Annotated in this window: 25 protein-coding genes, 1 tRNA gene and 1 pseudogene; 11 read left to right on the top strand and 16 right to left on the bottom strand. The window is 59.4% G+C overall.

The window, feature by feature from the left end; translation table 11 throughout:
- Positions 1 to 309: 309 nt before the first annotated feature.
- Entirely contained in the window at positions 310 to 1191 is an 882-nt protein-coding gene (locus ACLI1M_RS01195; RefSeq protein ID WP_248099242.1) for an HAD family hydrolase, read from the top strand.
- Here ACLI1M_RS01195 and ACLI1M_RS01190 read toward each other — a convergent pair.
- Entirely contained in the window at positions 1188 to 1904 is a 717-nt protein-coding gene (locus tag ACLI1M_RS01190; protein WP_411706617.1) for an oxidoreductase, read from the bottom strand. The genes ACLI1M_RS01195 and ACLI1M_RS01190 overlap by 4 nt on opposite strands.
- 109 nt (positions 1905 to 2013) lie before the next feature.
- On the opposite strand from ACLI1M_RS01190, the gene ACLI1M_RS01185 reads away from it, so the two are divergent.
- The gene (locus ACLI1M_RS01185) at positions 2014 to 2517 is read left to right on the top strand and encodes a phage holin family protein (RefSeq protein WP_023020417.1); all 504 of its coding nucleotides are present in this window, start codon (positions 2014 to 2016) and stop codon (positions 2515 to 2517) included.
- 136 nt (positions 2518 to 2653) lie between these two features.
- Positions 2654 to 3568, top strand: coding sequence for an alpha/beta fold hydrolase (locus ACLI1M_RS01180; RefSeq protein WP_200288351.1), 915 nt, complete (start codon positions 2654 to 2656; stop codon positions 3566 to 3568).
- Here the strand turns inward: ACLI1M_RS01180 and ACLI1M_RS01175 are convergent.
- From ACLI1M_RS01175 to nth, 4 genes are read right to left on the bottom strand one after another with little or no spacing between them, the layout of a single operon-like run.
- The gene (locus ACLI1M_RS01175; RefSeq protein ID WP_200288352.1) at positions 3565 to 4761 is read right to left on the bottom strand and encodes a MarP family serine protease; all 1197 of its coding nucleotides are present in this window, start codon (positions 4759 to 4761) and stop codon (positions 3565 to 3567) included. The two genes, ACLI1M_RS01180 and ACLI1M_RS01175, sit on opposite strands and share 4 nt — an antisense overlap.
- Before the next feature lie 57 nt (positions 4762 to 4818).
- Complete coding sequence (locus tag ACLI1M_RS01170; protein ID WP_200288353.1) at positions 4819 to 5520, bottom strand: NUDIX hydrolase; 702 nt, start codon at positions 5518 to 5520, stop codon at positions 4819 to 4821.
- Complete coding sequence (locus ACLI1M_RS01165; RefSeq protein ID WP_200288354.1) at positions 5517 to 6080, bottom strand: TlpA family protein disulfide reductase; 564 nt, start codon at positions 6078 to 6080, stop codon at positions 5517 to 5519. The genes ACLI1M_RS01170 and ACLI1M_RS01165 overlap by 4 nt, the downstream gene beginning before the upstream one ends.
- A gap of 9 nt (positions 6081 to 6089) precedes the next feature.
- A complete protein-coding gene (nth, locus tag ACLI1M_RS01160; RefSeq protein ID WP_200288355.1) occupies positions 6090 to 6746 on the bottom strand; it encodes an endonuclease III in 657 nt (218 codons plus the stop codon).
- Between the two features lie 341 nt (positions 6747 to 7087).
- Between nth and glxR the strand changes: the two genes are divergently transcribed.
- Entirely contained in the window at positions 7088 to 7771 is a 684-nt protein-coding gene (gene glxR, locus ACLI1M_RS01155) for a CRP-like cAMP-activated global transcriptional regulator GlxR (RefSeq protein WP_005323128.1), read from the top strand.
- A gap of 175 nt (positions 7772 to 7946) precedes the next feature.
- Here glxR and ACLI1M_RS01150 read toward each other — a convergent pair whose 3' ends face one another.
- Genes ACLI1M_RS01150 through ACLI1M_RS01135 form a run of 4 tightly spaced genes read right to left on the bottom strand, consistent with a single transcriptional unit; the run spans position 7947 to position 9767 of the window.
- Positions 7947 to 8762: an MBL fold metallo-hydrolase gene (locus tag ACLI1M_RS01150; protein ID WP_248099244.1), complete on the bottom strand. Its 816-nt coding sequence runs from the start codon at positions 8760 to 8762 to the stop codon at positions 7947 to 7949.
- A gap of 18 nt (positions 8763 to 8780) precedes the next feature.
- Positions 8781 to 9239 (bottom strand): RidA family protein, encoded by a 459-nt coding sequence (locus tag ACLI1M_RS01145; RefSeq protein ID WP_023020409.1) that lies wholly within the window; start codon positions 9237 to 9239, stop codon positions 8781 to 8783.
- Positions 9240 to 9398 carry a DUF4177 domain-containing protein gene (locus ACLI1M_RS01140; protein ID WP_005323131.1) on the bottom strand — a complete coding sequence of 53 codons (159 nt, stop codon included), beginning with the start codon at positions 9396 to 9398 and terminating at the stop codon, positions 9240 to 9242.
- 45 nt (positions 9399 to 9443) lie between these two features.
- Positions 9444 to 9767: a WhiB family transcriptional regulator gene (locus ACLI1M_RS01135; protein ID WP_023020408.1), complete on the bottom strand. Its 324-nt coding sequence runs from the start codon at positions 9765 to 9767 to the stop codon at positions 9444 to 9446.
- A gap of 144 nt (positions 9768 to 9911) precedes the next feature.
- Here ACLI1M_RS01135 and ACLI1M_RS01130 point away from each other — a divergent pair, with 144 nt between their 5' ends.
- The gene (locus ACLI1M_RS01130) at positions 9912 to 12401 is read left to right on the top strand and encodes a transglycosylase domain-containing protein (protein WP_200288357.1); all 2490 of its coding nucleotides are present in this window, start codon (positions 9912 to 9914) and stop codon (positions 12399 to 12401) included.
- A gap of 30 nt (positions 12402 to 12431) precedes the next feature.
- Here ACLI1M_RS01130 and ACLI1M_RS01125 read toward each other — a convergent pair whose 3' ends face one another.
- On the bottom strand, positions 12432 to 12896 hold the full coding sequence (locus tag ACLI1M_RS01125) for a GatB/YqeY domain-containing protein (RefSeq protein WP_023020406.1): 465 nt from the start codon (positions 12894 to 12896) through the stop codon (positions 12432 to 12434).
- Positions 12897 to 12929: 33 nt separating this feature from the next.
- Between ACLI1M_RS01125 and ACLI1M_RS01120 the strand changes: the two genes are divergently transcribed.
- Positions 12930 to 13820, top strand: coding sequence for a metallophosphoesterase (locus ACLI1M_RS01120; RefSeq protein WP_200288358.1), 891 nt, complete (start codon positions 12930 to 12932; stop codon positions 13818 to 13820).
- A 78-nt stretch (positions 13821 to 13898) separates the two neighbouring features.
- A tRNA-Pro gene (locus tag ACLI1M_RS01115) sits at positions 13899 to 13975 on the top strand.
- Between the two features lie 34 nt (positions 13976 to 14009).
- Here ACLI1M_RS01115 and ACLI1M_RS01110 read toward each other — a convergent pair.
- Both ACLI1M_RS01110 and ACLI1M_RS01105 read right to left on the bottom strand, forming a co-directional pair.
- A pseudogene (locus ACLI1M_RS01110) lies at positions 14010 to 15374 on the bottom strand (CitMHS family transporter).
- Between the two features lie 457 nt (positions 15375 to 15831).
- Positions 15832 to 17280, bottom strand: a complete 1449-nt coding sequence (locus ACLI1M_RS01105; RefSeq protein ID WP_248099245.1) for an ABC transporter permease — start codon at positions 17278 to 17280, stop codon at positions 15832 to 15834.
- 85 nt (positions 17281 to 17365) lie between these two features.
- On the opposite strand from ACLI1M_RS01105, the gene ACLI1M_RS01100 reads away from it, so the two are divergent.
- Positions 17366 to 17953, top strand: coding sequence for a hypothetical protein (locus ACLI1M_RS01100; protein WP_248099246.1), 588 nt, complete (start codon positions 17366 to 17368; stop codon positions 17951 to 17953).
- Positions 17954 to 18044: 91 nt separating this feature from the next.
- Here ACLI1M_RS01100 and ACLI1M_RS01095 read toward each other — a convergent pair whose 3' ends face one another.
- Positions 18045 to 19595 carry a catalase gene (locus ACLI1M_RS01095; RefSeq protein WP_200288362.1) on the bottom strand — a complete coding sequence of 517 codons (1551 nt, stop codon included), beginning with the start codon at positions 19593 to 19595 and terminating at the stop codon, positions 18045 to 18047.
- 105 nt (positions 19596 to 19700) lie between these two features.
- On the opposite strand from ACLI1M_RS01095, the gene ACLI1M_RS01090 reads away from it, so the two are divergent.
- Positions 19701 to 20243 (top strand): RNA polymerase sigma factor, encoded by a 543-nt coding sequence (locus ACLI1M_RS01090; RefSeq protein WP_034655687.1) that lies wholly within the window; start codon positions 19701 to 19703, stop codon positions 20241 to 20243.
- Positions 20244 to 20527: 284 nt separating this feature from the next.
- A complete protein-coding gene (locus ACLI1M_RS01085; RefSeq protein ID WP_248099249.1) occupies positions 20528 to 21934 on the top strand; it encodes a hypothetical protein in 1407 nt (468 codons plus the stop codon).
- Positions 21935 to 22042: 108 nt separating this feature from the next.
- On the opposite strand, the gene ACLI1M_RS01080 is transcribed toward ACLI1M_RS01085, so the two are convergent.
- A complete protein-coding gene (locus ACLI1M_RS01080) occupies positions 22043 to 23074 on the bottom strand; it encodes an aspartate-semialdehyde dehydrogenase (protein WP_411706616.1) in 1032 nt (343 codons plus the stop codon).
- Positions 23075 to 23106: 32 nt separating this feature from the next.
- Positions 23107 to 24372 carry an aspartate kinase gene (locus ACLI1M_RS01075; protein ID WP_023020397.1) on the bottom strand — a complete coding sequence of 422 codons (1266 nt, stop codon included), beginning with the start codon at positions 24370 to 24372 and terminating at the stop codon, positions 23107 to 23109.
- A gap of 224 nt (positions 24373 to 24596) precedes the next feature.
- Between ACLI1M_RS01075 and ACLI1M_RS01070 the strand changes: the two genes are divergently transcribed.
- Complete coding sequence (locus tag ACLI1M_RS01070) at positions 24597 to 25475, top strand: DMT family transporter (RefSeq protein WP_200288367.1); 879 nt, start codon at positions 24597 to 24599, stop codon at positions 25473 to 25475.
- Here the strand turns inward: ACLI1M_RS01070 and ACLI1M_RS01065 are convergent.
- Positions 25472 to 26599 (bottom strand): mannosyltransferase family protein, encoded by a 1128-nt coding sequence (locus tag ACLI1M_RS01065; protein WP_239204849.1) that lies wholly within the window; start codon positions 26597 to 26599, stop codon positions 25472 to 25474. The two genes, ACLI1M_RS01070 and ACLI1M_RS01065, sit on opposite strands and share 4 nt — an antisense overlap.
- Positions 26600 to 26664: the final 65 nt, after the last annotated feature.

Raw genomic sequence — 26664 nt, 5'->3', positions numbered from 1 at the left:
AGGTGACGGCCCGTGCATCGGGGGGTGTGCGCACGGGCCGTCAGTAACCCGGCCTCGGGGGGTGAGCCGGGGCAGGCCGCACAGTATATCGGGGCCTTGCACGCATTATTATGACATGTTCGCCACCCAACCACAACAGCTAACAGCAGTTTTTCAACGGCCATGGCGCTGACCTGCACCGAATGCGTGTTCACTACTTTATCCCCCGCATGGGCTGCCAATCCCACTTTATTGACACGCCAACCACCATTAACTGCAGCCACTTCAACACCACTAAGCGCGAAGGGCGGCTACACTCGGCAGCACACCATGACGAATTCCCGCGAATCCTTTCCTCCCCGCCCCGCTAGCACGAGTCGCGCCGGCGGCGAACACGCACGCACCGCGGCGTTTTTCGATCTCGATAAAACCATCATCGCCACCTCCTCGGCCTATGCCTTTGGCCGCGAGTTTTTGCACAACGGGCTCATCTCCCCGGCCGAAGCACTGCAGCTCTCCCTGGCGAAAGCCAGCTATATGTTTTCCGGCCTCTCCAGCGAAGGCATGGACGCTAGCCGCGATCAGCTCACCACGATGGTCACGGGGTGGTCCGTGGAGGAAGTGCGCTCCATCGCCCGAGACACCATGCACCACGTGGTCACTCCCTCCATCTATGCCGAGGCCCGGGAACTTATCCGTGCCCACCGCGCCGCAGGCGACCACGTGGTCATTGTCTCTGCCTCCGCTGCCGTGCTGGTAGACATCATCGCGGAGGAGCTCGGCGTCGAGCACGTCATCGCCACCGAATTGGCAGAAAAAGACGGACGCTTTACCGGCGAGGTGCTCTTCTATTGCAAGGGCCCGCATAAGGCGGAAGCACTAGAGCGCACTGCCGCTGCAGCAAACATTGATCTTAATGCCAGCTATGCCTATTCGGATTCCGCTACGGATATCCCGATGCTGGAGAAGGTTGGCCACCCCGTCGCGGTCAACCCGGACAAGCAATTAAAGCGCCACGCCATCAGCCATGAGTGGGATATTCGATCCTTTAAGGACCCAGTGCCGCTCCTGCCTGCGCCATCCGCTAAAGAAATCGGAATCGGCGCCTCCGTGCTGGCGGGGACCGTGGCGGCTATCGGCGCCGGGCTGTGGCTTGCCCAGCACCCTGACCGCCCCAGCTTCCCCAAGCGCGGGCCACGGCATACCTCTTAAGCGGCTCGCGCAATCGCGTCGGCCTCTGCACCACCGGTTGCCCAGGCAGCGAGGTGGGTAAGGAGGGCGTCGGCAAGCGCGGTGCGGTAATTATCCACCGCATCGGCATACTCAGCGCGGTGGCGGGTGTAGTAAACCTCGGGCACGGCGAAACCGCGCGGGTCAAAACCCGTATGCACAGCGGCAAGGCGGGAAGCAACGCGAGCGACGAGGCCGCTGCGAGGGCCGAAAAACTGCCCTGCGGCGATCTCGGCATGGACCACGCTCGGTAGAAGGCGATCAAAGGCGGGACCATTACCCTGCGCGATAAGCCGGCCCAGCCCTTGCAGTCGTGCGCTTTCACCGGCTGGGATACCGGTGCCACCGGCCGCGACGTCAATGCGCGCTAAAACCTGCAACGGCGCGCGGGCAAAGGAGCGCACCGTGGTGTCCAAGAGCTCCGGCGCGGCCACAGAGTAGGCGCTTACGGCGCTGGCCAACGGCCCTTCTTCCACATTTTCTGGGCCCGGATGTGGGGGGAAGGCGTAGCCATCAAGCGCCACGCTAGAACGGGCACCGCGCATAAGTGACTCGGCAGAAATAACCTCAAACTTTCGCAATCCTGCAGGTCGGCGGTGTGCACGGGCAATGGCAGCGGCGGCTTTTTCTGCACTTTCTTTCACCCCCGGCAGGCGAAACAGCGGGGATAACGCGTCAATTTCTGACATATACATTAGGATAGCCGTGGAAGTCCCTACGTATGCGTGGCACCATGGGAGAAATAGTGATTCCATTATTATTAGGGACATTACAAGGTTTAGATAAACGCGAGGAGAATTAATCGTGAGCAACGATGGACTGTATACCGACGGTACTGATCAATTTGCACCGAAGGTGAACTCGATCCCATTGAGTGACGTGGATACGTCCTCGTCCGAGACCTCGGTAGGCCAGCTGGTCTCCAACGCCACCGAGCAGATGTCCCAGCTCGTACGCTCCGAGGTGGAGCTGGCTAAGACCGAGCTGGCAGAGTCCGCAAAGAAGGGCGGAATTGGCGCTGGTCTCTTCGGCGGCGCTGGCACCATCGCGCTGTATAGCTCTTTCTTCTTTTTCTTCTTCCTGGCAGAGCTCCTCGCCATCTGGCTGGACCGCTGGGCAGCGTTCCTGATCGTCTTCTTGATCATGATCGTCCTCGCCGGCATCCTGGCCTTTGTTGGTCTGAAGAACGTCAAGCAGGTGAAGGCGCCGCAAAAGACCATTGACTCCACCAAGGAGCTCAAGAACCTGGTTCCGGGCAAGGCACAAAAGTCTCTGGACCGAAAGACCACCCACGGCCTCTACACCTAAACCGGCAGGCGCCACGCACACGCAGCACGCCACGCAGTCGTGCTCCCCTCTATCCGCCCTAGCTAGCCTGGGGCGGATTTTGTGTACTTTCCCCTATCCTCTACCGTTTCTGCCCCAACTATAGAAAGGCGGCACCATGGCCTTTGCACCCCTGCCTCCCTCAACGGTGGAGCTGGAGGGACCTTATGCGCATGACTTCGTCCATACCCGCGGCATCCGCCTGCACGTGGCCACGGCGGGAGAGAGCACGCAGCCACTAGTGGTACTCATCCACAGCGCCTTTGGTGGGTGGTTCGACTACCAAGACGTCATTGCGCCGCTTGCGCAGCGCGGCTTCCACGTCGCGGCGGTAGATATGCGCGGCTTTGGCATGTCCGATAAGCCACCTATTGATGCGGGGCAAGATATTCGTACCTTGGTGGGCGATATCAGCGGGCTCATCCAGGCCATGGGCCACGACGATGCCTTTGTGGTCGGTGCCGATACCGGCGGCGCGGTGGCTTGGTGCTTAGCCGCTGAGCGCCCCGAGCGGGTGCGCGGCTTGGCTTCCATCTCCGCCGCTCACCCGGTGGATCTGCGCCGAGCGATTGCCGCCCGGCCGTGGGATTTTGGGTGGATTAACCTGCGCTCGCTGCTGTGCCGCCTACCCCGCGTTACCCGCGCCCAGAACCTGCTACTTAGCCCGCGCGCCTACCGCAAGGAGTTGGAGCTGGATACGGGGCCTTCGCTTAACGGAGCCACCTTTGACCGCATCCTCGATCTACGCCTGCGCGCCTCCCGGATCGGCAGCGTTCGGCGCGGAATCATGTGGAACCACCGTATGCGCACCGCCGTTGTCCCCCTGAACTGGGTGGAACTGACAGTGGAACGACCCGTCCTTTTCATCCACGCCCAACAACGGCTGTGGAATCCCGTGGTCCGTCGCGCCGCCTTGCGCGCCCGCCACGGTTTTACCGCCACGACCGTGCCCGGTGCGAAGAACCTACCTCACGTGGAAGCACCGGCGGAGTTCGTCTCTACGCTGGGGGCGTGGCTCCAAGAATATACCTAGTGGGCCACGCACTCACCGGTATCGACCGGGTGGGTAAGCTGCGCGACGTCCCCGATCTGACTGTTGACTTCATCAGCGGTGAGCGCATAGCCCGTCTCAGAGTCATCCACCGAGGCGCCAAAGACCACGCCTAGGACCTCGCCGGCCGTATTGACCAGCGGGCCGCCGGAATTTCCTTGCTGGATGTTGCCACGAACGGTGTAGGAATCGCGCTCCACATGCCCGTGGGAGTAAATATCCGGGCCGGAAATGGTGATGCGATCGCGCACACGCGCCATCTCGGCGTCGAAAGGCCCAGAATGTGGGAAGCCCATGACCATCGCATCATCGCCCGTCTGGGCCGGGGTCTGGGCCCACGGCAGCGGATCGATGCCGAGGTCGCGCGAATGCAACACCGCCACGTCCACGTCTGGGTTGTAGTAGACCACGGTCGCATCCTTAAGCCCCAGCTTGGTATCAAGGCGCACGGTCTGCGTGCCGGCCACCACGTGGGCATTGGTGATCACGTAGTCATCGGCCGTTACGAAGCCGGAACCCATGAGGCGGCGGGAGCACTCTTCGGCGTCGCCAAGCACGTGAATGATGGAGGGCCGCATGCGGCGCACCAGCTCCGGATCCTGCACGTCTGGGTCCGGCTCTTCTACCTCCTCGGTGCTAATAGAGTTTTGCCACGGCGACACTAATGGCGGCAGGCCGGACTCATTAAGCATTGCCGCCACACCATTGGGCAGCGCCGCTACCCGCGCCGGCGCGGCCGAGTTGAGGTTGCCCAGAATGCGCGAATCGCGCAGGCCCTGACCGGCCGCACCACCCAAGTTGGTGGCCACAGGGATAGAAATCAGCCAAATAACCACCAAGGCGGCAAAGGCTTGGAATACCGCACCCACCGCAGAATCGAGGCGCTGCGTCTTGCGCGCCTTCATGCGGTCGCGCACGCTGCCGCCCAGAGAGGAGCCGATGAGCTGCCCGATGCCCACGAATAGCACCAAAATCCCTACCAAAAGCAGCAAGCGCAGCGAGGGCTGCTCCACCAGGCGCAATGCGGCAGGTGCCACGGCAATGCCCAGCACTACCCCAGCACCCACTCCGATGGAGGCCAAAACTGCCGCGAGGGCACCATTGCGCCACCCACTAAGTAGCGCCAACAGGACGGCGACCACAATCAGGCCGTCAACGATAAGCGCAGGAGTCATGGCTATGGATTCTTTCTATTTGGGGGTTAAGACGTACACGTACCGCGGCACAAGCGGTTAGGACATCTTCTCATTATTGCGGGAGTTTTTGAGGGAGTCACGCAGGTCCATGACTGAATTATTATCCCAAGGAACGCTCCACCCAGAGTGCTGCAAGAGGGCCGAAAGCACGCCGGCGGTAAACCCCCAGATGACATAGCCATTGGCATGAAATGCTGGTCCTTGCCATTTTCTAAAGCCCACCACGAAGCGATTGTGTGGATCGACCAATTCCCGGATGGGAACGAGAAAGACGTCATCGGTTTCATCAGGGCTGGCGGGATAGACCTCCCCCGGCTGGTTCCAATGCGCCAGGATCGGGCTCACGGGATTGCCGGTGGCACGGATATGCAGTTGGCTCCACTGCTCCAGCGGGGTCACGGAATTACGCTGCAGGTCCGTTTCTTCCCAGGCTTCCCGCAGCGCAGTATCCACTAGCGAGGTATCACCGGGATCTCGGCGGCCGCCCGGGAAGGCAATTTGTCCGGAGTGAGAACGCATGGACGGCGAGCGGTGCGTGAGCAAAATGCTGCCCTCCTCCGCGCTTTCGCCGCTAAGCAGCATGAGCACGGCTGCTTCCCGTTTGACCGGCACCTGCGCAGTAGTGCCATTGAGTGACGAGGCCTGCCGGTTGCCAATGAGCTCTTGCACCTGGCTCGGGTCTACCCCCAACGCTGGCTTGAGCCATTCTGGTGTGTACTCGGGACGAAGTTGGCTCATGCCGCAATCGCCTCTTTCACGGCCCGTTCAATCTCCGCTGCGGAGCTAAAGGGCTGCGCAAATTGCTTGCGTACTTCGCCGTCCTTGAGCACCACTGTCACCGGAACTACGCCTGGCAGGCTTAACTGACCGGCAAATTTATTATCCGCATCCTGGAAGCTCGGCAGATCCACTCCCACGTCATTCAAGAAAGCCGCACCGTTTCCCGCGTTCTTATCCGCGTGCACACCCACGACCTGCCATTCTGGGTGCGTCTCCGCCACCTTTTGCAGATAGGGAAGCTCCGCGCGGCACGGCTCGCACCACCACGCCCACACGTTGACCACGCTCACACCTTCATCGGCACGCTTTCCGGTGGCCTTACCGCCCAAGCAATCCAGCTCTACCCCAGCTACGGTGCCGGCTGGACAGTCTGGACGCTGCGGAACTTCTTGCGGAGCAGCCTCGGTTAGCAACGCCTCCTCGGCTTCGTCCCCACCCCGCAATTGCGAGACCCCCACTACGGCGATAACGGCAATGAGGATCGCGGCAATCACCGTGCCAAGGACGTAGTTCTTCATGCCTTAAGCCTAGCGCCCACTAGCCGCTGGACACATATCCCGCAGCACGCATGCACCGCACTCCGGCGTGCGCGCATGGCATACCTGGCGCCCATGAAAGATGACGCGGTGAGAAAACATTGTCCACTCTTCTTCTGGCAGGAGCTTGGCGATGTCCCGCTCAATCTTTAGCGGCGTCGTCTCCCCTGTGAGCCCGAGCCGCTGCATGAGGCGGCCGAAGTGCGTATCCACCGTCAGCCCCGGAATCCCAAAGGCATTCCCAAGCACCACCAGCGCGGTCTTACGCCCCACGCCGGGCAGGCTGGTGAGCTCTTTAACCGTGCGGGGAACCTCGCCTGCATAATCTGCCACCAGCTTCTCCCCTATGCCTAAAAGGTGTCCCGCCTTAGCTCGTTGAAAACCCAACGGGCGCAGGATGCGCTCCAGTTCCGACCGCTGCGCTGCTGCATAATCTGCGGCCTCGGGGTAGCGGGAGAAGAGTTCAGGGGTCACCGAGTTCACGCGCTCATCCGTGCACTGGGCAGAAAGCACCGTGGCTATCAAAAGCTGCAGCGGGGAGTCATAATCCAAGGCACAACGCGCATCTGGATACTCCTGTGCCAAACGCCTATTTATCTCCGGTGCCCGTAGCTCCGGCGCGCTGGCCGCTGACAGTGCTGAATTCATGGCATAAAGCTTAGTAGACTAGGAAAACATGATTTCACTTGTGATTCTGGTACCGCTTGCGATCGCCCTTTTCGCCCTCCTGATGGAAAAGCTCGAGGCAGTTGTTTTCGCTGACTAAGCCGCAAACTCGCTGGCCGGAGTTGTGCCTCTAGCACGATCAGAGTTTCTATAGTGTGACAAAAATTCACTGAAGTACCAAAAGTGACCAATTACACTGTAAGATGAAACTCGTTACACAGTGACCCCGCTTGTTCCGCATTGTCGAGTGCATGAAAGACCGCACCCAGATGTGGCGCAGGCGCATCTATGGACTTTCGTAGTCGACATCCAAGGAGTAAAACGTGGAAGGCGTACAGGACATCCTCTCCCGCGCCGGAATCTTCCAAGGCGTTGATCCCGTTGCAGTGCAGCACCTCATCGAGCAGATGGAGACCGTGCGCTATCCGCGCGGAACCACCATCTTCGACGAGGGCGAACCTGGTGACCGCTTGTACATCATCACCTCGGGCAAGATTAAGCTCGCTCGCCACGCCCCGGACGGCCGCGAAAACCTCCTGACCGTCATGGGCCCATCCGATATGTTCGGCGAGCTGTCCATCTTCGACCCGGGCCCGCGCACCTCTTCCGCAGTATGCGTGACCGAAGTTCAGGCGGCCACCATGAACTCCGAGCTGCTCAAGAAGTGGGTTGGTGACCACCCCGAAATCGCACAGCAGCTGCTACGCGTCTTGGCACGCCGCCTGCGTCGCACCAACGCCAACTTGGCCGACCTCATCTTCACGGATGTTCCCGGCCGCGTGGCAAAGACTTTGCTGCAGCTGGCCAATCGCTTCGGCGTCCAGGAAGGCAGCGCCCTGCGCGTAAACCACGATCTCACCCAGGAAGAGATTGCCCAACTGGTCGGCGCCTCTCGTGAGACCGTCAACAAGGCGCTCGCCACCTTTGCCCACCGCGGTTGGATCCGCCTCGAGGGCAAGTCCGTGCTCATTGTCGATACCGAGCACCTCGCCCGCCGCGCTCGCTAAGTAAGCGCGAGCTCGCCACACCCCCGCTTAAAGCGGGGGTTTCGCTGGTTTTCGCCCCCCTTGCCCAGCATTACGTGAAGGCCAGCCCCACTTCCCTGGTGCACCAGCGCAGGGGCTAAAACAATTAAGCCCCTTTTCCTACTAGGAGGAAAAAGGGGCACATAGGAGATACGGCTTATTTAGTCTTGCCGTCCAAATACTTCAGCGCGGTGCGAGTGGACTGCTCCGCAGCGTGGCGCAGTACCGGATCCACATCATCGTACATCTCGTTGACCAGGGTATTCAGATCTACATCCTCACCCAAGCGGGAGCGGATCTCCTTAATCTGATCAAGGCGGTAGTGGCGGCGGTCGATATACTTGCGAGCTACCTGGGACGTGTCATCCAAATCTGGGCCGTGCCCTGGGAACAACGCGATATCCTTACCGCGCTCCTCTAGGGTATCCAAGGTGTGCAGATAGTCGGCCAAGTTTCCGTCCGTCTCCGAAAGCAAAACGGTGTGACGGCCTGCGATGGTGTCACCGGAAATAATGCCTTCGAGACGGGAGTTTCCTACTTCACCGCTCCACACAAAAAAGCAGGTGGAGTCCGCGGTATGGCCAGGGGTGTGAACAACCTCGAGGCGAGGGGTGATGCCGTCGAGGGAGATATGCTCACCATCCTGCAGCGCCTCGGCACCGTTGCAGTAACTCGGATCGAATGCGCGAATGGGGGCGCCGGTCATCTGCCGCAGGCGCTGCGCGCCAGATGCGTGATCATCGTGGCGGTGAGTAATCAAAATCAATGCCACCTCACCTGCGTTGCGGTGCACAACGTTGAGATGGCCTTCATCCTCTGGACCCGGGTCTACGACGATCGCCCGGGAGTCTTCAGCGGCGCGAATAATCCACGTATTCGTACCCTCAAGGGCGGTGTAGCTGGGGTTATCACAAAGGACTACGCCAACGGATTGGCTGACGGGACGCAATTGACTATATGCAGGGTGCTCCATAGTTACTAGCCTATCCGATCAAGCAGCAATTTCTACGATTAGTTCGATCTCTACCGGCGCGTTTTTAGGCAACGCAGCCACACCAACGGCGGAGCGAGCATGCGTTCCGGCATCCCCAAAGACTTCACCAATGAAATCCGAGGCGCCATTGATAACTGCTGGCTGATCTGCATAGCCCGGATCAGAAGCCACGAACCCCACAATCTTTAGCACGCGGGAGATATTATCTAGGCCCACCTCAGCATCGATGGCGGCGAGCGCATTGAGCGCCGCGATACGGGCCTGTTCTTGGGCTTGTTCCGTAGTGATTTCGGCACCAACCTTGCCGGTCAGCGGCAAGGTTCCCTCCACGAGGGGAAGCTGACCGGAGGTCCAGACCTGATTTCCTACGCGCACGGCCGGCACATAGGAAGCTAGCGGCTTGGCGACGCCCGGTAGCTCGTACCCCAGCTCCCGCAAGCGAGCATGAAAGCCCATTTACTCTGCCACCTCGCGCTTGAAGTAGGCCACGACGTTTTCTGGGTTCGGGCCAGGGGTGACGGTAACCAGTTCCCAGCCGTCTTCACCCCAAGAATCGAGGATCTGCTTCGTAGCGTGGGTAAGAACAGGTGCGGTTGCGTATTCCCATTTAGTCATGGGTCCCATTCTAACTATTAAATACGCCCCACGCCGTCAAAATTCTTAAATCCCGACGAGTTCGCCGCCCTCAGCCAAGTAGTGCGCCCAATCCGTGATGTGAGGGTTCTTGCGCAGCAATGCACGGCGCTGACGCTCGGTCAGCCCGCCCCAAACACCAAACTCGACGCGGTTATCCAAAGCATCGGCACGGCATTCGGTCAACACCGGGCAGTGGCGGCAGATGACCGCCGCCTTGCGCTGTTCTGCACCGCGCACAAAGAGGGCATCCGGGTCACCTTTACGGCATTTAGCCTGGGTAACCCACTCACCACGCTCGGGATTTCGGGCTGTATTAGACATTCCAGCAGTCTTCACACGAACGGTCATGGGTGAGTGTGCTCCTTCCCAGACGGAATACTATGTAACGCGCCTAAGTCTATTCACCCAGGTAGAAGATTGTCTAACACGTCACACTTTAGGGGGTGCGAGTGATCTTCCACCCACCGAGGGCGACCACGTAGTGTATGGGGCGTGACTGTCATCAAATCTTTGGCCAAGATAGCCCTGTCTACGGTCTTGGTAGGCGCGCTGATCGCCCTGGCCCTTGCCCCCTTCGCGGGCATTTCCGGGGTAGCGATTGCCCGTACTAACGAAACCATGCAATCTGACCTGCAAGATCTGACGGCCGGTAATATCCCTGGCGTCACCACTATTAAAGATGCCAAGGGCAAGGACATGGCCTATGTCTTCAGCCAGCGCCGCCACCCGGTGGAGGGAAAGAAGATTTCTAAAGCCATGAAAAACGCCATCGTCTCCATTGAGGACGAGCGCTTTTATGATCACGAAGGCGTAGACTTCCAGGGCAATTTCCGTGCACTGTGGACCAACCTGACCTCGGGTGGTGTCTCTCAGGGTGCTTCTACCATCGATCAGCAGTACGTAAAGAACTACTTGCTGTTGGTTTCTGCTACCACCGATGAAGAGCGTGCCGCGGCCACCGAGCAATCCATAACCCGCAAGCTGCGCGAGATGCGCATGGCTACCAAGATGGATGAGGAGTTAGATAAGGATGACATCCTCACCAACTATCTCAACCTGGTGTCTTTTGGTAACCATGCCTATGGCGTCGAGGCCGCAGCCCGCACCTATTTTGGCACCCACGCCTCTGAGCTCACGGTGCCACAAGCAGCAATGCTGGCGGGCATGGTCCAATCCTCTGAGCGTCTCAACCCCTATACCAACACTGGCGAAGTAACCGAAAGGCGCAATCTCGTCCTGCAATCCATGGCGGATAACGGCTATATCAAGCAGCAGGAAGCGGATAAGTATAAGGGGGAAAAGCTGGGCGTCGGCAAGAAGCCCCAAACGCTAGCCAATGGCTGCATCGGCGCGGGTGACCGCGGTTTCTACTGTGATTATGTGCTGAAGTACCTGGATAAGAAGGGCATTAGCGAAGAACAGCTGGCGCGCGGTGGCTACACCATCAAAACCACGCTGGATCCAACGGTGCAAAATAAGGCCCTTCAGGCCGTGCAAAGCCACACCAACCCGGACGCCCCGGGCGTGGCGGAAGTCATGGACGTCATCAAACCCGGTAAATCGGATCGCAAGGTGCTGGCCATGGTCTCCTCCCGTGACTATGGCTTGGACTTGGACAAGAATGAAACCATCCTGCCGCAGCCCTATTCCCTGGTAGGCAACGGCGCCGGCTCCGTGTTTAAGGTCTTTGCCGCCGCGGCCGCGCTTGAGGCAGGCTATGGCATTAAAAACACCGTGGATGTGCCCACCCGCTACGAGGCGGAAGGCCTTGGTCACGGCGGCGCCGCCGGCTGCCCGGCGGACCGCTACTGCGTGGAAAACGCTGGCGCCTATAAGGCCACCATGACGCTGCAGGAAGCACTGGCCCACTCGCCCAATACGCCTTTTATCAAGCTCACCGAGCAGGTAGGCGTAGCCCCCATCGTTGATATGGCCGTGCGCTTGGGCCTGCGCTCCTACGATGACAAGGGCAGCTTTGATAAGGACACCTCGATTGCCCAGCACACCAAGGAAGCCAATTCGGGTTCCTTTACCCTGGGCCCAGACCAGGTCAACCCGCTGGAGCTAGCCAATGTGGGTGCCACGCTGGCCTCGGATGGCAAATGGTGTGAACCCAACCCCATCGCCCAGATCACCGATAAGGAAGGCAACGAGGTCTACCTTAAAGAAACCCCTTGTGAGCAGGCGGTGGATAAGGACGTGGCCCGCGCCATGAGCAATGCTTTGTCCGAAGATGCCAAGCAGGGCACGGCCAAAGATGCCGCCCAGGCGGCCGGCTATTCCAGCCCTATCGCGGCAAAGACCGGCACCACCGAGTCCAACCAGTCCTCTGCTTTCTTGGGATTCAATGAGGGCATTTCCGCCGCTCCTTATATTTATAACGACGGCACCTCCACCGTCCCGCTGTGTACTGGCCCGGTGCGCCAGTGTGCGGGTTGGGGCAACCTCTACGGCGGCCTGGAGCCGGCGCAGACCTTCTTCAGCATGGCCTCCCAGCTGCCGATAGCAACCAAGGCTGGTCTGCCGAATTACAATAAGAAATACGATAACGGCACCACGGCCGATAAGACCCTAGATGGCCTGCGTGGCAAGTCCGAGGCCGAGGCGCGCCAGGCCTTGGAAGCTAAGGGCTATGTGGTCAAGACTTCCCGCGTCATCGGCGGCGATGTGCCTTATGGCCGCGTAGTTCGCGCCATTACCGGCAAGGACGGAAAGAAGAAGGGCGCAGAGATTACGCTGCAGCTTTCCGACGGCGCCGGGGCCTCCCAATCCCCCTCCTCCGGCGTGGCCGATGCTAACTCCACCGGCACGCAAAATAGCACCGGCGGCGCTAATACCGACGGTGCTACTAGTCCGGGCCGCTCGACTGGCGGCACAGGCGGTGACGGTGGAGGGGGCGGATTCTCGCCGGAAGACTTTGGCATCCGCCAAGAGGACATCGATAACTTTGCCAACGATATCCGCAGCCTGCTTGGCCGCTAGGCTCCGCCGCCCAGTGTGGTCTCGCCCGCTCTAGCTCAGCTGGGCTTTGACCTCAGCGGACAGGCGCTTGCCGTCCGCTTGGCCGGCGGCCTTGGCATTGGCCACCTTCATTACGGCACCCATCTGCTTCATGGTGGGTGCTTCGCCGTTTTCGGCTTCGACCTCGGCGATGGATTCCTTCACCAAGGCCTGCAGCTCGGACTCGTCTAGCTGGCGGGGCTGGTAGGCCTCGAAGAAGGGGACATCAGCAAGCTCGGCTTCAGCCAACTCCGGACGCCCATTTTCCTCATAGACCTCGGCGGACTCGCGGCGCTTTTTGATTTCGCGCGCAATTACCTTAAGGATATCGGCGTCCTCCAGCTCGTGCCGGGAGCCGTTAGTCTCCTCGGCCTGGATGGCGGCCAGCAAGGCACGGATGGCGCTGGTGCGCTGCTTCTCCTTCGCCTTCATTGCGGTTTTCAGATCTGCACGGATGGTTTGTTTTAGCTCGCTCATGCCTATCAATGTACGCCAGGTAGGGTGGTAGCCGTGAAACTTTTACGTATTCTTGGCGGCCTCACCGCTGCGGGCCTGGGCGCCGCAGCATGGGGCTATAGCGAACTGACCAAATTCGAGCTCAAGGAATATACGCTCCCTCTCCTGCCCAAGGGCACTCTGCGTGGCAAGCCGGAATTTCGGTTGCTCCACCTTTCTGATCTGCACATGATCCCGGACCAAGAGACCAAGATTGCCTGGGTCTCCGCCCTCGACGCCCTGGAGCCGGACCTCGTAGTCAACACCGGCGATAATCTCTCAGATCAGCAGGCCGTACCCGATACGCTGCGCGCTCTCGGTCCGCTGCTGGCCCGCCCCGGCCTCTTTGTCTTTGGCACCAATGACTACTGGGCCCCGCGTCCGGTCAATCCCTTCAAGTATCTGCTGGGCAAAAAGCGGGAGCCTTCCTATGTGGATCTGCCCTGGCGCGGTATGCGCGCCGCCTTTATGGAGCACGGATGGCGCGATGCCAACCAGGCTCGGCATGAGTTTAAGGTGGGCAACGTCCGTCTTGCCGCCGCCGGCGTGGACGATCCGCATCACGATCTAGATGACTACTCCGAAATCGCCGGCCCACCCAACGAGGATGCTGATTTGTCCCTGGCCCTCCTCCACGCTCCCGAACCCCGCGTGCTGGAGAAGTTCGCGGCCGACGGCTACCAACTCTCGCTCTCTGGTCACACCCACGGCGGCCAAATTTGCCTGCCGGGATCCCGTGCACTGGTAACCAATTGCGGCATCGACCGCGACCGCGTGCAGGGGCTCCACGATTTCGGCCCGATGAAAATGCATGTCTCCAATGGCTTGGGCACCTCCAAATTTGCCCCCGTACGCATCTTCTGCCGGCCCTCCGCCACGCTGCTAAAAATCACTGAGGTGGACTAAACGCAACCACCTGCCGTTTTGTTGATTGCGCTTAGCTTGCGTTAAAGTATCGAGGTACCGCTTTTCAAGGCGGAACGCCGGGATATGGCGCAGGTTGGTAGCGCGCTTCGTTCGGGACGAAGAGGTCGCAGGTTCAAATCCTGTTATCCCGACCATGAGCCCGCAGCTGTGCTGCGGGCCTTTCCTTTACTAGGCCAACATTCCCATAAACAGCGCCGCGGCCACCAAGATGGCGGAAAATAGCCACGCAATGGGGAAAGCCAGCTTGAGATATTTACCCATCTGGCCTTCCGCTAGCCCCAACGCCAACCATAATGCGGGTGAGAACGGCGAGACGAAGGTGCCCACCACGTTACCAATGATGAGCGCGCAAGCCGCACCCATACCGCTGACCCCAAAGCTTTCCACGGTTCCCTGAACAATAGGAAGAACTGAGAAGTAATAGGCATCCGTCGAGGTCAACAAGTCAAGCGGTACACCAAAGAAGCCCACAATAACGTGGAGATGCGGCGCGACACCCTCCGGCAAGACGTTAACTAGCGTCAGGGCGATTTCTTCAAGCATCTTCGTTTCATTGAGAACGCCCAAGAACATGGCCGCGGCAAGAATGACGCCCGCCATGGCCAATGCATTAGGCGCATGGCGCCGTAGGGCCTCGCCTTGTTCCATGGAACCGCTGAAATTAATGGCTAGCGTGATAGTAGTGGCCACGAGGAAGGCTGGGGCGGGCGGAACTACGCCCGATAGCAGAGCCACTAAGACCGCAAGGGCTACGACAACGTTGACCACGGTAACCCAGCGTCCCGTGCGGAAGTGGTAGCCCAATTTATGTTGTTCACGTACCTGTGCAGCAGCGAATTCATCGGCAAATTAATTCACGTCTACTGCCGTGCCGCCTGCTATTTCGCCGCTTTCGCGCAAACCCGCTATGCGGCGCTTTTCCCGCCACCCCAAAAGCGCAGCCAAAACGAAGACCAGCACAATCGCTACGCCCTGAATGGGCAAAAGTTGCACCCAGATGGCATTGGGCTCTTGATCGACTACGGCGCCGGCCCGGCCAAGCGGGCCGCCCCAAGGAACCATATTCATTATGGAGGCGGCCATCGCCACAATGGTGATAAGCACGTAGCGCGACATATTCAGCGCACGATAGAGCGGGAGTAGCGCGGGGATGGTGATAAGGAAGGTGGTAGAACCAGATCCATCGAGGTGCACTACTACGCCGATCGCCGCAGTGCCCAACGTTACGGCCATGATTTTTCCGCGGGTAGCCTTGATGAGCGCGCGGATAACCGGAGTAAATAGGCCAACATCTTGCAATATGCCAAAGAAGATGATGGCAAAGATAAACATCACCACAACGTTGATGACGGAACTTAAGCCTTCACTGAAAAAGTCAGATATTTCGCCTAGACCAAATCCACATACTAGGGCACCAACTACAGGCACCAATGTCATGGGAATGATGGGGTTTACCCGGCCGCGAATTAAAATTCCCACCGTCACGAAAATGACCAAAAGGCCTACGGTCGTAAGGCCGAGCGGGGTCTGCATAGTGCTCCTTTACAAGTTGACGTCCCGCCGTGCCGCACGTGACACAGATAGACGGGGCGTGACTCAGATTAAACCCTGGCCACCGGCAGCACTACCACTACCTCAAAAAAATTCACACCACTTTGAATTGAATTGTCTATAGATAAGTGTCGTCAAAAAGGTATGCAAAGCGTGAAAACTACCCCACCCCGATAAAACGGCGGCCGTTGTGCACGGATTCTTGCGCAGAAAATGCAGATAAATACCCCATATATGGGAAACGACGCGGTGCCCCTACAGCGCCGCGTCGTCCCTATTCCCTATCACTCACAACGGATTGGAGAAACCGTTTGCCTACCCCCTAAGTAGGCTTTGTGAGCAAGACCAACTGTAGCATTCACACAATGCAAACGGTAGCGGACACCAAGATTCCCAGTTTCCACCAATATTTTTTATTCTTAGGTCTGCATTTTCAGACCTAATTGACCGAATCTTTAGTTTTTACTGTGGACAAGGCCCACCATTTTGCACTTAACCCAACGAGAGTGACAGCCAACAATACCGCAATCCCAGCCCAGAGGACGGCTTGTTCGCCTTCGTTGCCCGCCACCGTGACAGCCGCGGTAGTCCAATTCAGCGGCAAAAGATTAGAAATAACTTGCCATACCTTAGAAACCCCGGCAATTGCGGCGGATTTCCACAACCAGCCCACCAGCGCGGTCTGGCCGATGCCAAAGAGTGCCGCAAGAATACTGCCGGCAGTAATACCGCACAGGCCTAGCAGGCCACGCGTAATGGCCGTCATAGACAGCGCGCCCAGGAGAAGCGCCACCCCAGCCCAGGCCGCCGCCACGGGAGTAATACCAGTGGCAAGCACGAAGAGGAGGATTTCCCCGATGGCCACCGCAGCCAGCGTTCCGCCAGCCACCATTAGCCAAGGGCGGAACCCTACGTGCCAGGCCACGCCAGCTGCCGCACCTGCGAGCAAGACCAAGGCGGAGATCAGCAGCGCCACAATAGGACTCAGCAAATGCGTCGGGCCTTGGGATGCAGTATGCACCGGCGGCAGGGCACGCTGAATATCGCCCACGTTCGTCTGATTTTGGGCCGCCATGCCGGAGAGCTTGCCGGCGCCGTCGTCAAGCTTGTCCACGCCTTCCTGCGCCTCACCGACGCGCTTGCTAAGCTCCGCTATACCCTCATTGAGCTCTTGCGCGCCCGATACCGCCTGATTCACGCCATCGTGATAGGCGTAGCCATTGACTGCCAACTGATTGGACAGATCGCGCGAGCCGTCCTTGAGCTTCTTGAGCTGGCCAGTTACCGAATTATCCAGGCGGAAATTATTCACCTGCGCGCGGAGATCACCCAGCTGCGCGCGAATATCCTTCGCTTCTTTGGATTTATTGCCTTCTAGATCGTGCATCGTGCCATCGATGGCCTGCAGGATCTGCCCCTGGACGGCCCCGAGGCCGACCACCTGGTCCACAGCGCCACCTACGCCATTGGCCAGCTCCGTGGCGCCGCCACCGAGCGTATTGGTTCCAGACTGCAGCTGATTGAGGCCGGATACCAGTTCTTGGGAGCCCGTCGCCAGCTTGTCGACGCCCCCTCCAAGCTCATCCGCCCCCTTGTTGAGCTCCCCCGTGCCGTCGTCAAGCTGCTTGGCGCCCGATTTAAGCATGCTTGCCTGTGCCTGGGCGCGGCTGGCTGCTTCGGCGGCTTCTTTCACCTCTGGAGAGGAAGAATTTTCCCGTGGCGCGCCAAACGGCTGCGCGGCGCTAGACCAAGCCTGGGCAGGTTCCCACTGCGCGAGGCCCGCCACCGTAGCTCCGATAACCAACGGCAGGGCAAGCAAGAAGATCAAGAGGACGCTGCGCCACCGGGAGGGAGACGCAGCGTCTGGGGAAGCAAGGCGTGAGGTCATGGTAATGAACCTATCCTTGCAGGTCACTCCCCTGCTGCAGGCGCGCCGAGCACCCCACATTGCCGATTACTCTAGAATATATGGCATGCCCCACATTTATTCCCTAGCTCCTTCCCGTTACCTTGCCACCGCGGCCTTCGTGCCGCTGTGCTTTGGCCTTGTTGCCTGCTCCAACGACGCCGATACGTCCGCAGAACCCGAGTTTTCCGATGCCGCTGCTCTTAGCTCCTCCGCCGAGGAGACCTCCTCCGAAGAAGCCACGAGTGAGGCCACCACGTCGGCAGCCGCAGAGACCACCGCCGAGGCTGAACCTACTTCCGTAGAAGCAGCTCCCTCCTCATCCCCCGCAGAAGCAGGCGATAAAGAGGGCGAAGACCAGGCCGCCGCGCCCGCCGATACAGGCCAGGGCGATTGCTCCCCAGAAGCGCTACAACCCACGGCCCCCAGCATGACAAATATCCGAGTCAGTGACTGCGATGGCCAATGGGCGCACTTCGGCAAGGACAGCACGGACTGGACAGCTTGGGCGCGCTACGACAATGGCCAGTGGGTAGCCATTGAGCCCATTGGCCAAGCCGCCTCCGGCATGACCGCCCCGTGCTACGACGTAGACAAGTGGGCCGCCGAGGGGGCGCCCGCTTTCCTTACCGAAAATATGCGCCGCTGCGACTAGCCGCACAGCATAACTTCGCCCCCGTACCGTGCTTTATAACTGCGCGATACGGGGGCGGAGTTTTTAGTGCGGAGGGACTGCCGCGGAAGGATTACTTCTTCTCGGCGTAGACCTCACGCACGCGCTGGCCAAGGGCTGGGTGCACCTTAGTCCAGTAGTCGTAAACGCGCTCCTCGGTTTCCTCAGATACACCTGCCATAGCATTGGTGATATTGGTAACCAAGCGCTCCTTGGCGGCGTCATCATAGACGTTTTCGTACAAGTCGCGCGCCTGCACGAAATCATCATCTTCGGAGTGGCGAACGTACGGTGCACGCACCAGATCGCCGCCGTAGGACTCCGGATTGATATAAAGCTCCGCCGCGGTGGTGGTCTCGAGCTGGGAGCGGTCATTCACAGCGGCGTCGTCAAGCACGCCAGTGCCCTTTTCATAGCGGTTCGGTGAGTACACCGGATCCTCCGGGGCATTGAAAAGGAACTGCATGCTGCCCTCGTGCTGATAAGTATTGACCTCATCCACATTCTGCGGCTGGTTGACCGGCAACTGCTGGTAGTTCGGGCCAATGCGGTAGCGCTGCTGGTCAGCGTAGGCGAAAACGCGTGCCTGCAGCATCTTATCTGGGGAGAGGCCAACACCCGGCACGATATTGGATGGATCGAGCGCCACCTGCTCAATCTGCGCAAAGAAATTGCGTGGGTTGCGGTTGAGCACGAAGTAGCCCACATCGTGCAGCGGGTAATCCTTCTTGGACCAGACCTTGGTTAGGTCGAAAGGATTAAAGCGATAGTTCTCCGCCTCATCCAGCGGCATGATCTGTACCTTGACGTCCCAGACTGGGTAATTGCCCTCCTCGATGGCGTTGTAGAGGTCCTCGCGGTGGCAATCCGGGTTCTGGCCGGCGGTCGTGGTGGCCTCCTCGTCGGTGAAGTTCTCTACGCCCTGGCGGGTCTTAAAGTGGTACTTCACCCAGAAAGCCTCGCCTTCTTCGTTGACCCACTGGAAGGTGTGGGAGCCGTAACCATTTTGGTGGCGGGTCGACTTCGGCGTGCCGCGGTCACCCATGAGGTAGGTGACCTGGTGGGCAGACTCCGGGTTGCGGGTCCAGAAATCCCACTGCATATCCGCATCGCGCAAACCATTGGTGCCCAGACGCTTCTGGGAGTGGATGAAGTCAGGGAACTTCTGGCCATCGCGAACGAAGAAGACTGGGGTGTTATTGCCCACGATGTCCAGGTTGCCTTCCTCGGTATAAAAACGCAGCGCAAAGCCGTGTACATCGCGCCAGGTATCCGGGGATCCCTGCTCACCGGCGACGGTGGAAAAGCGGCCCATCATCGGGGTGACGGTGCCCTTCTGGAAGACCTTGGCCTTGGTATAGGCGGATACATCTTCCGTAATGTGCAGCTCACCGAAGGCGCCGTGGCCCTTAGCGTGCGGGGTGCGCTCCGGCACGCGCTCGCGGTTGAAGTGGGCAAGCTTTTCAATGAGGTGGATGTCATTGAGCACCACTGGTCCCTGCTGGCCGGCAGTCACCGAGGTGTTCTCGGAAGGAACTGGTTGGCCAGACGGGCGGGTGGTATTGCCCTTGCCAGCGGGGCGCTGGCCCTTGTTCAGGATGTCATCAGCGGTGAAATCAGTCATTTTGCCTCCTGGCAATCAGTGGATATGTACCACCAGTGTGGCAAAAGAATCACCGGTTGTCAGGGGTCTAAAAGGAGTGTAGGGGCTACTGGTAGATTCATTCAGGTGACTCACCACTCCGCAGCAGATGACGCCCGCGTCACCGACCTTGCCCTTCGGGCCGGTCGCGGTGACCGTGCGGCGCTGACGGAGTTTATTAAGGCTACCCAGGATGATGTGTGGCGTTTGCTAGCGCATTTAGGCGGGCCGGAAGGCGCCGACGATCTCACCCAAGAGACCTATCTGCGCGTGATCAGCGCCCTGCCACGCTTTGCAGCCCGGTCCTCGGCACGCACGTGGTTGCTGTCTTTAGCCCGGCGGGTGTGGGTGGATAATATTCGCCACGATATGGCCCGGCCGCGCAAATCTGCCACCGAATACGAAGACGCCATGGGTGCTGCACCAGAAGAGTCCACGGCATGGAGTGAATGGATAGATGCCCGCGCGCTTATCGACGCCCTCCCGGCCGACCGCCGCGAAGCCCTCATTCTCACCCAGGTGCTGGGCTACACGTACGAGGAGGCGGCCAAGATTGCTGGCGTGCGGGTAGGTACTATCCGCTCCCGCGTCGCGCGCGCCCGCAAGGATCTGATCGCAGGGACAGGTTAATACCCCCATACCGGCCCCTTGAGGCGGCGAGATAATTTCACCTGCAAATTGTTACGCTCTGGTTACCTTGCACCCCAAGAGCCCCAGTTTTTGGCATTTAGCTGCAGATTGAGCACCAGACGCTGGGTGAAGGAGGCCACAATTAGGGCGATTCTTGCCCGAAAGATTTGTCCAATGTGTGGTTTATTAGATCTGTACACACGTGATAAATCGACCGTCGATCCGGGCCCGCGCGATCCCAATGCCGGGCCCGGCGCGTGTGAGTAAGAGAGTTTCTCCCTTTCATGTTAAAACGCGCAATCGGAATTTCCATGGCGTTTATCGGCGTCGTCGTGGGCGCGGGTTTCGCTTCTGGCCAAGAAGCTATGCAGTTCTTCGTGGCCTTTGGCAAGTGGGGCTTGTGGGGCATCGCCCTAGCCGCTGGCTTGATGATGATCACCGGCGTGTCCATCCTGCAGCTCGGCTCGTATTTCCAGGCCGAGGAACATACCGCTGTCTACGACAAGGTCGCATCGCCGTTTACCGCCAAGATTTTGGACTGGTCCACCCTGGTGACCCTATTCGCCATCGGCTTCGTCATGTTCGCCGGCGGTGGTTCGAATATCAATCAGCAATTCCCGTCCATACCTGTATGGGTAGGCGCCACCGCGATGCTGATTCTGGTACTGCTCGTCGGCCTGATGGATGTTGACCGCGTGACCGCGGTCATCGGTACCATCACCCCGTTCATCATTATCTTCGTGGTGATTGCCACCGGCTACACCATTCTCAACGCAGATGTTGATTTTTCTTCCCTCAATGACTGGGCAGTAGCTAACGTCGATACCTCGCTACCTAACTGGTGGCTGTCTGCGTTGAACTACACCGGCCTGAACGTTATGACGGCTGTGTCCATGTCCATCGTCATTGGCGGTAACTTCCTGGATAACCGCGCAGTCGGCATCGGCGGCCTCATTGGTGGCCTGCTCTACCTGATCCTTTTAGCCCTGCTGGTCTTCGCCCTCTTCTTCGAGGCCGAGACCGTCAACGGCGAGGATATGCCGGTGCTGGCCCTCATCACGAGCATCCACCCGGTATTCGGCGTGTTCATGACCTTCATCATCTACGGCATGGTCTTCAATACGGCTATCGGTATGTTCTACGCCTTGGGCAAGCGCTTGACCCGCAATAATCCCAAGCGCTTCTACCCTGTCTACGCTGTGTGCTGCATCATCGGCTTCGTCCTGTCCTTCGTGGGCTTCCAGACGCTGGTCAGCAATGTTTACCCAATTCTGGGCTACCTGGGTCTGTTGATGATCGTGGTGATGGTCTTCAACCGCATTAAGAAAGGCAGCAAGCTCTCGGATGAGTCCGACCGCCGCATGCGCGCGCACGAGCTGGTTTCCCGCCGCCTGGATCCGCGTAAGCGCTTCACCAAGAAAAATGAGCGCGAGCTGCGCAAGCTGGCTGCGGCGTCCAATATGGAAACCACCGAGTTCGTCACCAATATCGCCGAAGAGATCCACGAAGAGCTCGAAAACGATGACGATCTTGATTACGACCGCGAAGATCCGGAGCCATCCGTGACCTACGTGCAGCACACCAAGCCGGAGGTTCCGTCCTCCGATAGCGACCTTGACTTTGGCAAGAAGGATGCTGCCGCTGATAGCGGCAAGGCTACGGGCACCGCCAAGCCAGTCTCTGAGGACTAGCCTTCTCGCCCACGTCAATCAAGATAAAAGCTCGGCGCCCTCCTTATCCCGTAACGAGGAAGGAGGGCGCCGAGCTTTTTGTGTAACCTGCGACGAAGCGGAACCTGCTTAAACGAGTAGCTCCGCGATCTGGATGGTGTTGAGCGCGGCCCCCTTGCGCAGATTATCGCCGGCGACAACGAGCACGAGGCCCTTATTATCGTCCACCGTCTGGTCCTGACGGATGCGGCCTACCAAGGATTCGTCGATGCCGGTGGCAGCGAGCGGGGTGGGGACGTCGGCAAGCTTAACGCCCGGGGCACCGCTCAAAAGCTCGGTGGCCTGCTCGGGGGTGATTGCCTTGTCGAACTCGGCGTGGATGGTCAGGGTGTGGCCGGTAAAGACCGGGATGCGCACGCAGGTACCTGCAACCTTCAGCTCCGGAATGTCTAGGATCTTGCGGGATTCGTTGCGCAGCTTTTGCTCCTCATCGGTCTCTAGGGAGCCATCATCCACGAGGTTGCCGGCCATCGGCAGCGCGTTATAGGCAATGGGCGCCACATACGGGCCAAAGTCCTCGTCATTGAGTGCAGAGCCATCGTGGACCAAACCCACATTGTGCTCGCCAACGGAATAGACCTGCGCGGCCAGCGCCTGCACGCCGGCCAGGCCGGAGCCGGAGACCGCCTGGTAAGAGGACACACGCAACTTGTTCAGGCCCGCGGCATCGTGCAAGACCTTCAGCACCGGCATAGCGGCCATGGTGGTGCAGTTCGGGTTCGCGATGATGCCTTTGGGGGTGTTCTTGGCTTCCTGTGGGTTGACCTCGGAGACGATGAGGGGAACCTCTGGATCCTTGCGGTAGGCCGAAGAGTTATCCACCACGGTCGCACCGGCCGCGGCGAACACTGGAGCCCATTGCTTGGAGGTAGAACCACCGGCAGAGAACAAGGCGATATCAACGTCGGCGACGGATTGCTCGGTAACCTCGGCGAGGTCCTCAACGGTAATCTGCTCGCCGCGGAATTCGAGCTCGGTGCCGGCGGAGCGGGAAGAGGCGAAAAAGCGCACCTTATCGGCCGGGAAATTGCGTTCTTCCAAGATGGAGCGCATAACGCGGCCGACCTGGCCGGTAGCGCCTACTACTGCAACAGTGGTCATGACTATAAATCCTCTGTAGTTGCTGTGGGTGTTTAACGTCCGGTTCCAGCATAAACCGTGGCTTCTTCTTCGCCACCAAGCTGGAATTTCTCGTGCAGTGCACGGGCGGCCTTTTCCAGGTCAGCCTCGCGGGTGAGCACGGAGATGCGGATTTCAGAAGTGGAGATGAGCTCCATATTGACGTTGACGTCGCGCAGGGCCTCGGTAAACTCTGCGGTAACGCCCGGGTGGGATTTCATGCCGGCGCCGACGAGGGAGACTTTCCCCACTTGGTCGTCATACAGCACATTGGCCCAGCCTCCTTCAGATTTCAGCTTGCTCAGCAGCTCCATGGCACGCGGGCCGTCGGCACGCGGGCAGGTGAAGGTGATATCGGTGGTGCCGTCCTCCAGGGAGGAGACATTTTGCAAGACCATATCGATATTGATCTCTGCATCGGCAATGACGCGAAAGACCTTCGCAGCCTCCCCCGGGCGATCCGGGATGCCCAGGACGGTGACCTTTGCCTCGGACTTATCGGTTGCTACACCAGTTAGTACTGCTTCTTCCACGGGGATATCCTCCATCGATCCGGTAACTAGGGTGCCGGGGTCATTTGAATAAGACGAGCGAACTCGCAAGGGTACATTGAACGCGCGGGCGTACTCCACGCTGCGTAGGACCAAAATCTTGGAACCTACCGCGGCCATCTCCAACATCTCCTCAAAGGAGAGCTTGTCTAGCTTCTGCGCGTCTGGGACGATGCGCGGGTCTGCGGTGTAGACGCCGTCGACATCAGAATAAATCTCACACACATCCGCCTTCAGCGCGGCAGCAAGTGCCACCGCGGTGGTGTCGGAGCCACCGCGACCCAAGGTGGTGACATCGCGCGATTCCTTATTAACGCCCTGGAAGCCGGCGACGATACAAATCTTGCCTTCGTCCAAAGCCTCGGTCAGGCGGCCCGGGGTGACGTCCACGATGCGGGCATTGCCGTGGCGCTCGGTGGTGAGCACTCCGGCTTGGGAGCCGGTAAAGGACTGGGCGTGGGCACCAAGCGATTCCACTGCCATGGCCACCAGAGCATTAGAGATTCGCTCGCCGGCGGTGAGCAACATATCCATCTCTCGCTGCGGCGGGACAGGATTGACCTGGGCGGCAAGGTCGAGCAGCTCATCGGTGGTATCGCCCATGGCGGAACACACCACGACAACGTCGTTGCCCTGCTTCTTGGTGGCCACGATGCGCTCCGCAACGGCGCGGATGCGGTCTGCGGATTCGAGGGATGAGCCGCCATACTTTTGCACGATCAGGGCCACGGTAAGGATGCCGCCTTTCGTCGTTCAAGGCATCCCTGGCGTGTGTGTACACGCCCGGAAATACCTGTCGTTCATTAGTCAAAGACCCATGCTACCCCGCAGGGTCTTTGCCCTCATCATAATTCCTAGACAATGCTTAATTTTTATTCACACGCCCCCAATGTTAAGCGCACCACACGCTCGCTTCCTCAGCGCAGAAAAACGCGCGCCATGCAGGGAAGAATATGCATATAGCAGGATTTTTTACTACCGTTGAGCGGGTGTTAAGCAACCTCCTCGCCATCTTTTTCGCGCTCGCATCCGCGCTGACGGTTGCTTGGGGCACGGTCATCCGCCACCGCATTGCCCTCGACGCCGATGATTCGGTCATGCGCGCCGCCATGTCCAACCCCTTGTGGTGGGTGGGCACCGCGGCCGCCATTGGCGCCTATGGCCTGCAGGTCATCGCCCTCGGTTTTGGTACCTTGCTGGTGGTCCAGCCCATCTTGGTGCTGTCCTTAATGTTTACCCTGCCGCTTTCGGCGTGGTATTCCGGCCGCAAAATGCCTTTCCACGAGGTCTTTTGGTCTATTGCATTGACCATCGCGGTGGGCATCATGGTCGTCTACGGCCGTCCGGTCGCAGGAAACCCCCGCCCGGAATGGAGCGATTGGTGGCCGGCGCTCCTTGTAGGGTTGGTCACCCTCGCCCTACTTGCTGCGGTAGCCACGAAGCTACCGGATAACCGTCCCTTAGCGTTGGGCACGGCCTGCGGCGTCATCTACGGCTTCGTCGCCCTGCTATCAAAGGCCGTGGTGGACATTTTCACCCACGAAGGCCTTGCCACGCTACTGGCAAGCTGGCAGTTCTACGGCCTCATCGGTCTCGCGCTCACCGGCACCGTAGTGCAGCAATATTCCTTTAATGCCGGCCCCCTAGCCCATTCCCTGCCGGCCATGACCATCTTTGAACCCATCGTGGCCTTCGGCTTGGGCTACATGGTGCTGGGAGAGAAATTCCTCATCGATACGGCCGTCGGTTGGGCAATTATGCTCATCGCCCTTACCGTTATGGTGCTCTCCACCATCGTGCTCTCCCGCAGCCCGGTAAGCCAGCGCGGCTAAATGGCCCACTCAAATACGCCGAGCATATAGGCCGAAAACCACGCCCCGAACAGGGCCCAGGCGCCAACCGCCACGCTTGCCGACGTCCCCTTTTTCACCCACGGCAACAACACAATCACCGCCGGCAGGAGCAGCCGGGGCCGCGAGTGCATAATGCCATCAGAAAGCAGCACGTTCGCCATCAGCACCGCAGAGAATAGCCAGGCCGCTAACGGCAGGCGGCGCCATGCCAACACAAGGAAAACCGGGGCAGCGATCATCACGCCGGCGCTGAGCAGATATCCACCGTTAGTAGCCCCGCTAAGCGTCTCCCAAAGCCAGATAACCGTGGCTTTGCCGCCATCAAAGCTGGAGTTCCAATGTTCTTTCTGGATCCCAAAATAACCGCCAACTTCTTTGAGATGGCTGCTCGACCACCACAAATACCCCACCAGCGGCACGACCGAAAACACCACCGCGGCCCAGGCCCGCCAGTTCTTTCGCGCCCGCAGCAGCACCATGAATGCAAAGACCGCAACGAGATCCACCGCGGTAAGACGCACGAGTCCGGCTACAAAAATTAGTGCCGCGGCAGCCCACCATCGCTCATCTACGAGCGCCACCACCGCCCATATGGCCAGGGCCCCAAAAAGTGCCTCGGTATACGGCATGGAAAACACGATGGACATCGGCGCACAGGTCACCATCACAGCACTGAGCACCTGGGCCCACTTCCCCATGCCCATGCGCGCAGCCAAGGCCATCACACCGGCAGCCAGCGCGATGCTAAAGAGCACATTGAGCGCAATGGCCGTGCCCGCTTCGTCGGTACCAAAGATGCTGCTTAACCCACGCACGAGGAAGGGGAATCCCGGGAAGAAGGCCATGGTCGTCTCATGGACCGGCCCATCCGTAGAAATATCCGCACCAAAGTACCCGCCGCGGGCGATTTCTACGTAGTGCTTAGCGTCCCACTTATTGAGCAGCCCCCACAGCTTATCGTCCTGCGCGGCGGCCACCGCTGCGAGTACGCCTACGCGCAATGCGGCTCCAATGAGTGCAACGAGTGCGGCAGGCGCCCACAAGGAACGCAATATGGATGATGTTTGGGGCTTGGCATGGCGGGGATTAGACACGAAAGGCATGGTACCCCACCACCACCGCGTCTCATTGAATGAAATCTCTTGCCGCACAGTGAGAAAGCCTGTAG

This window comes from Corynebacterium sp. LaCa54 (genome assembly GCF_046717495.1).
In the GTDB taxonomy this organism is placed as follows: Bacteria; Actinomycetota; Actinomycetes; order Mycobacteriales; family Mycobacteriaceae; genus Corynebacterium; species Corynebacterium kefirresidentii.
This window is presented reverse-complemented; position numbering and strand designations above follow the sequence as displayed.

Coding starts and splice junctions, on each gene's coding strand:
- ACLI1M_RS01195 (WP_248099242.1), top strand. CDS start 310: ATGACGAATTCCCGCGAATCCTTTCCTCCCCGCCCCGCTAGCACGAGT.
- ACLI1M_RS01190 (WP_411706617.1), bottom strand. CDS start 1,904: ATGTATATGTCAGAAATTGACGCGTTATCCCCGCTGTTTCGCCTGCCG.
- ACLI1M_RS01180 (WP_200288351.1), top strand. CDS start 2,654: ATGGCCTTTGCACCCCTGCCTCCCTCAACGGTGGAGCTGGAGGGACCT.
- ACLI1M_RS01175 (WP_200288352.1), bottom strand. CDS start 4,761: ATGACTCCTGCGCTTATCGTTGACGGCCTGATTGTGGTCGCCGTCCTG.
- ACLI1M_RS01170 (WP_200288353.1), bottom strand. CDS start 5,520: ATGAGCCAACTTCGTCCCGAGTACACACCAGAATGGCTCAAGCCAGCG.
- ACLI1M_RS01165 (WP_200288354.1), bottom strand. CDS start 6,080: ATGAAGAACTACGTCCTTGGCACGGTGATTGCCGCGATCCTCATTGCC.
- nth (WP_200288355.1), bottom strand. CDS start 6,746: ATGAATTCAGCACTGTCAGCGGCCAGCGCGCCGGAGCTACGGGCACCG.
- ACLI1M_RS01150 (WP_248099244.1), bottom strand. CDS start 8,762: ATGGAGCACCCTGCATATAGTCAATTGCGTCCCGTCAGCCAATCCGTT.
- ACLI1M_RS01145 (WP_023020409.1), bottom strand. CDS start 9,239: ATGGGCTTTCATGCTCGCTTGCGGGAGCTGGGGTACGAGCTACCGGGC.
- ACLI1M_RS01140 (WP_005323131.1), bottom strand. CDS start 9,398: ATGACTAAATGGGAATACGCAACCGCACCTGTTCTTACCCACGCTACG.
- ACLI1M_RS01135 (WP_023020408.1), bottom strand. CDS start 9,767: ATGACCGTTCGTGTGAAGACTGCTGGAATGTCTAATACAGCCCGAAAT.
- ACLI1M_RS01125 (WP_023020406.1), bottom strand. CDS start 12,896: ATGAGCGAGCTAAAACAAACCATCCGTGCAGATCTGAAAACCGCAATG.
- ACLI1M_RS01105 (WP_248099245.1), bottom strand. CDS start 17,280: ATGACCTCACGCCTTGCTTCCCCAGACGCTGCGTCTCCCTCCCGGTGG.
- ACLI1M_RS01100 (WP_248099246.1), top strand. CDS start 17,366: ATGCCCCACATTTATTCCCTAGCTCCTTCCCGTTACCTTGCCACCGCG.
- ACLI1M_RS01095 (WP_200288362.1), bottom strand. CDS start 19,595: ATGACTGATTTCACCGCTGATGACATCCTGAACAAGGGCCAGCGCCCC.
- ACLI1M_RS01085 (WP_248099249.1), top strand. CDS start 20,528: ATGTTAAAACGCGCAATCGGAATTTCCATGGCGTTTATCGGCGTCGTC.
- ACLI1M_RS01080 (WP_411706616.1), bottom strand. CDS start 23,074: ATGACCACTGTTGCAGTAGTAGGCGCTACCGGCCAGGTCGGCCGCGTT.
- ACLI1M_RS01070 (WP_200288367.1), top strand. CDS start 24,597: ATGCATATAGCAGGATTTTTTACTACCGTTGAGCGGGTGTTAAGCAAC.
- ACLI1M_RS01065 (WP_239204849.1), bottom strand. CDS start 26,599: ATGCCTTTCGTGTCTAATCCCCGCCATGCCAAGCCCCAAACATCATCC.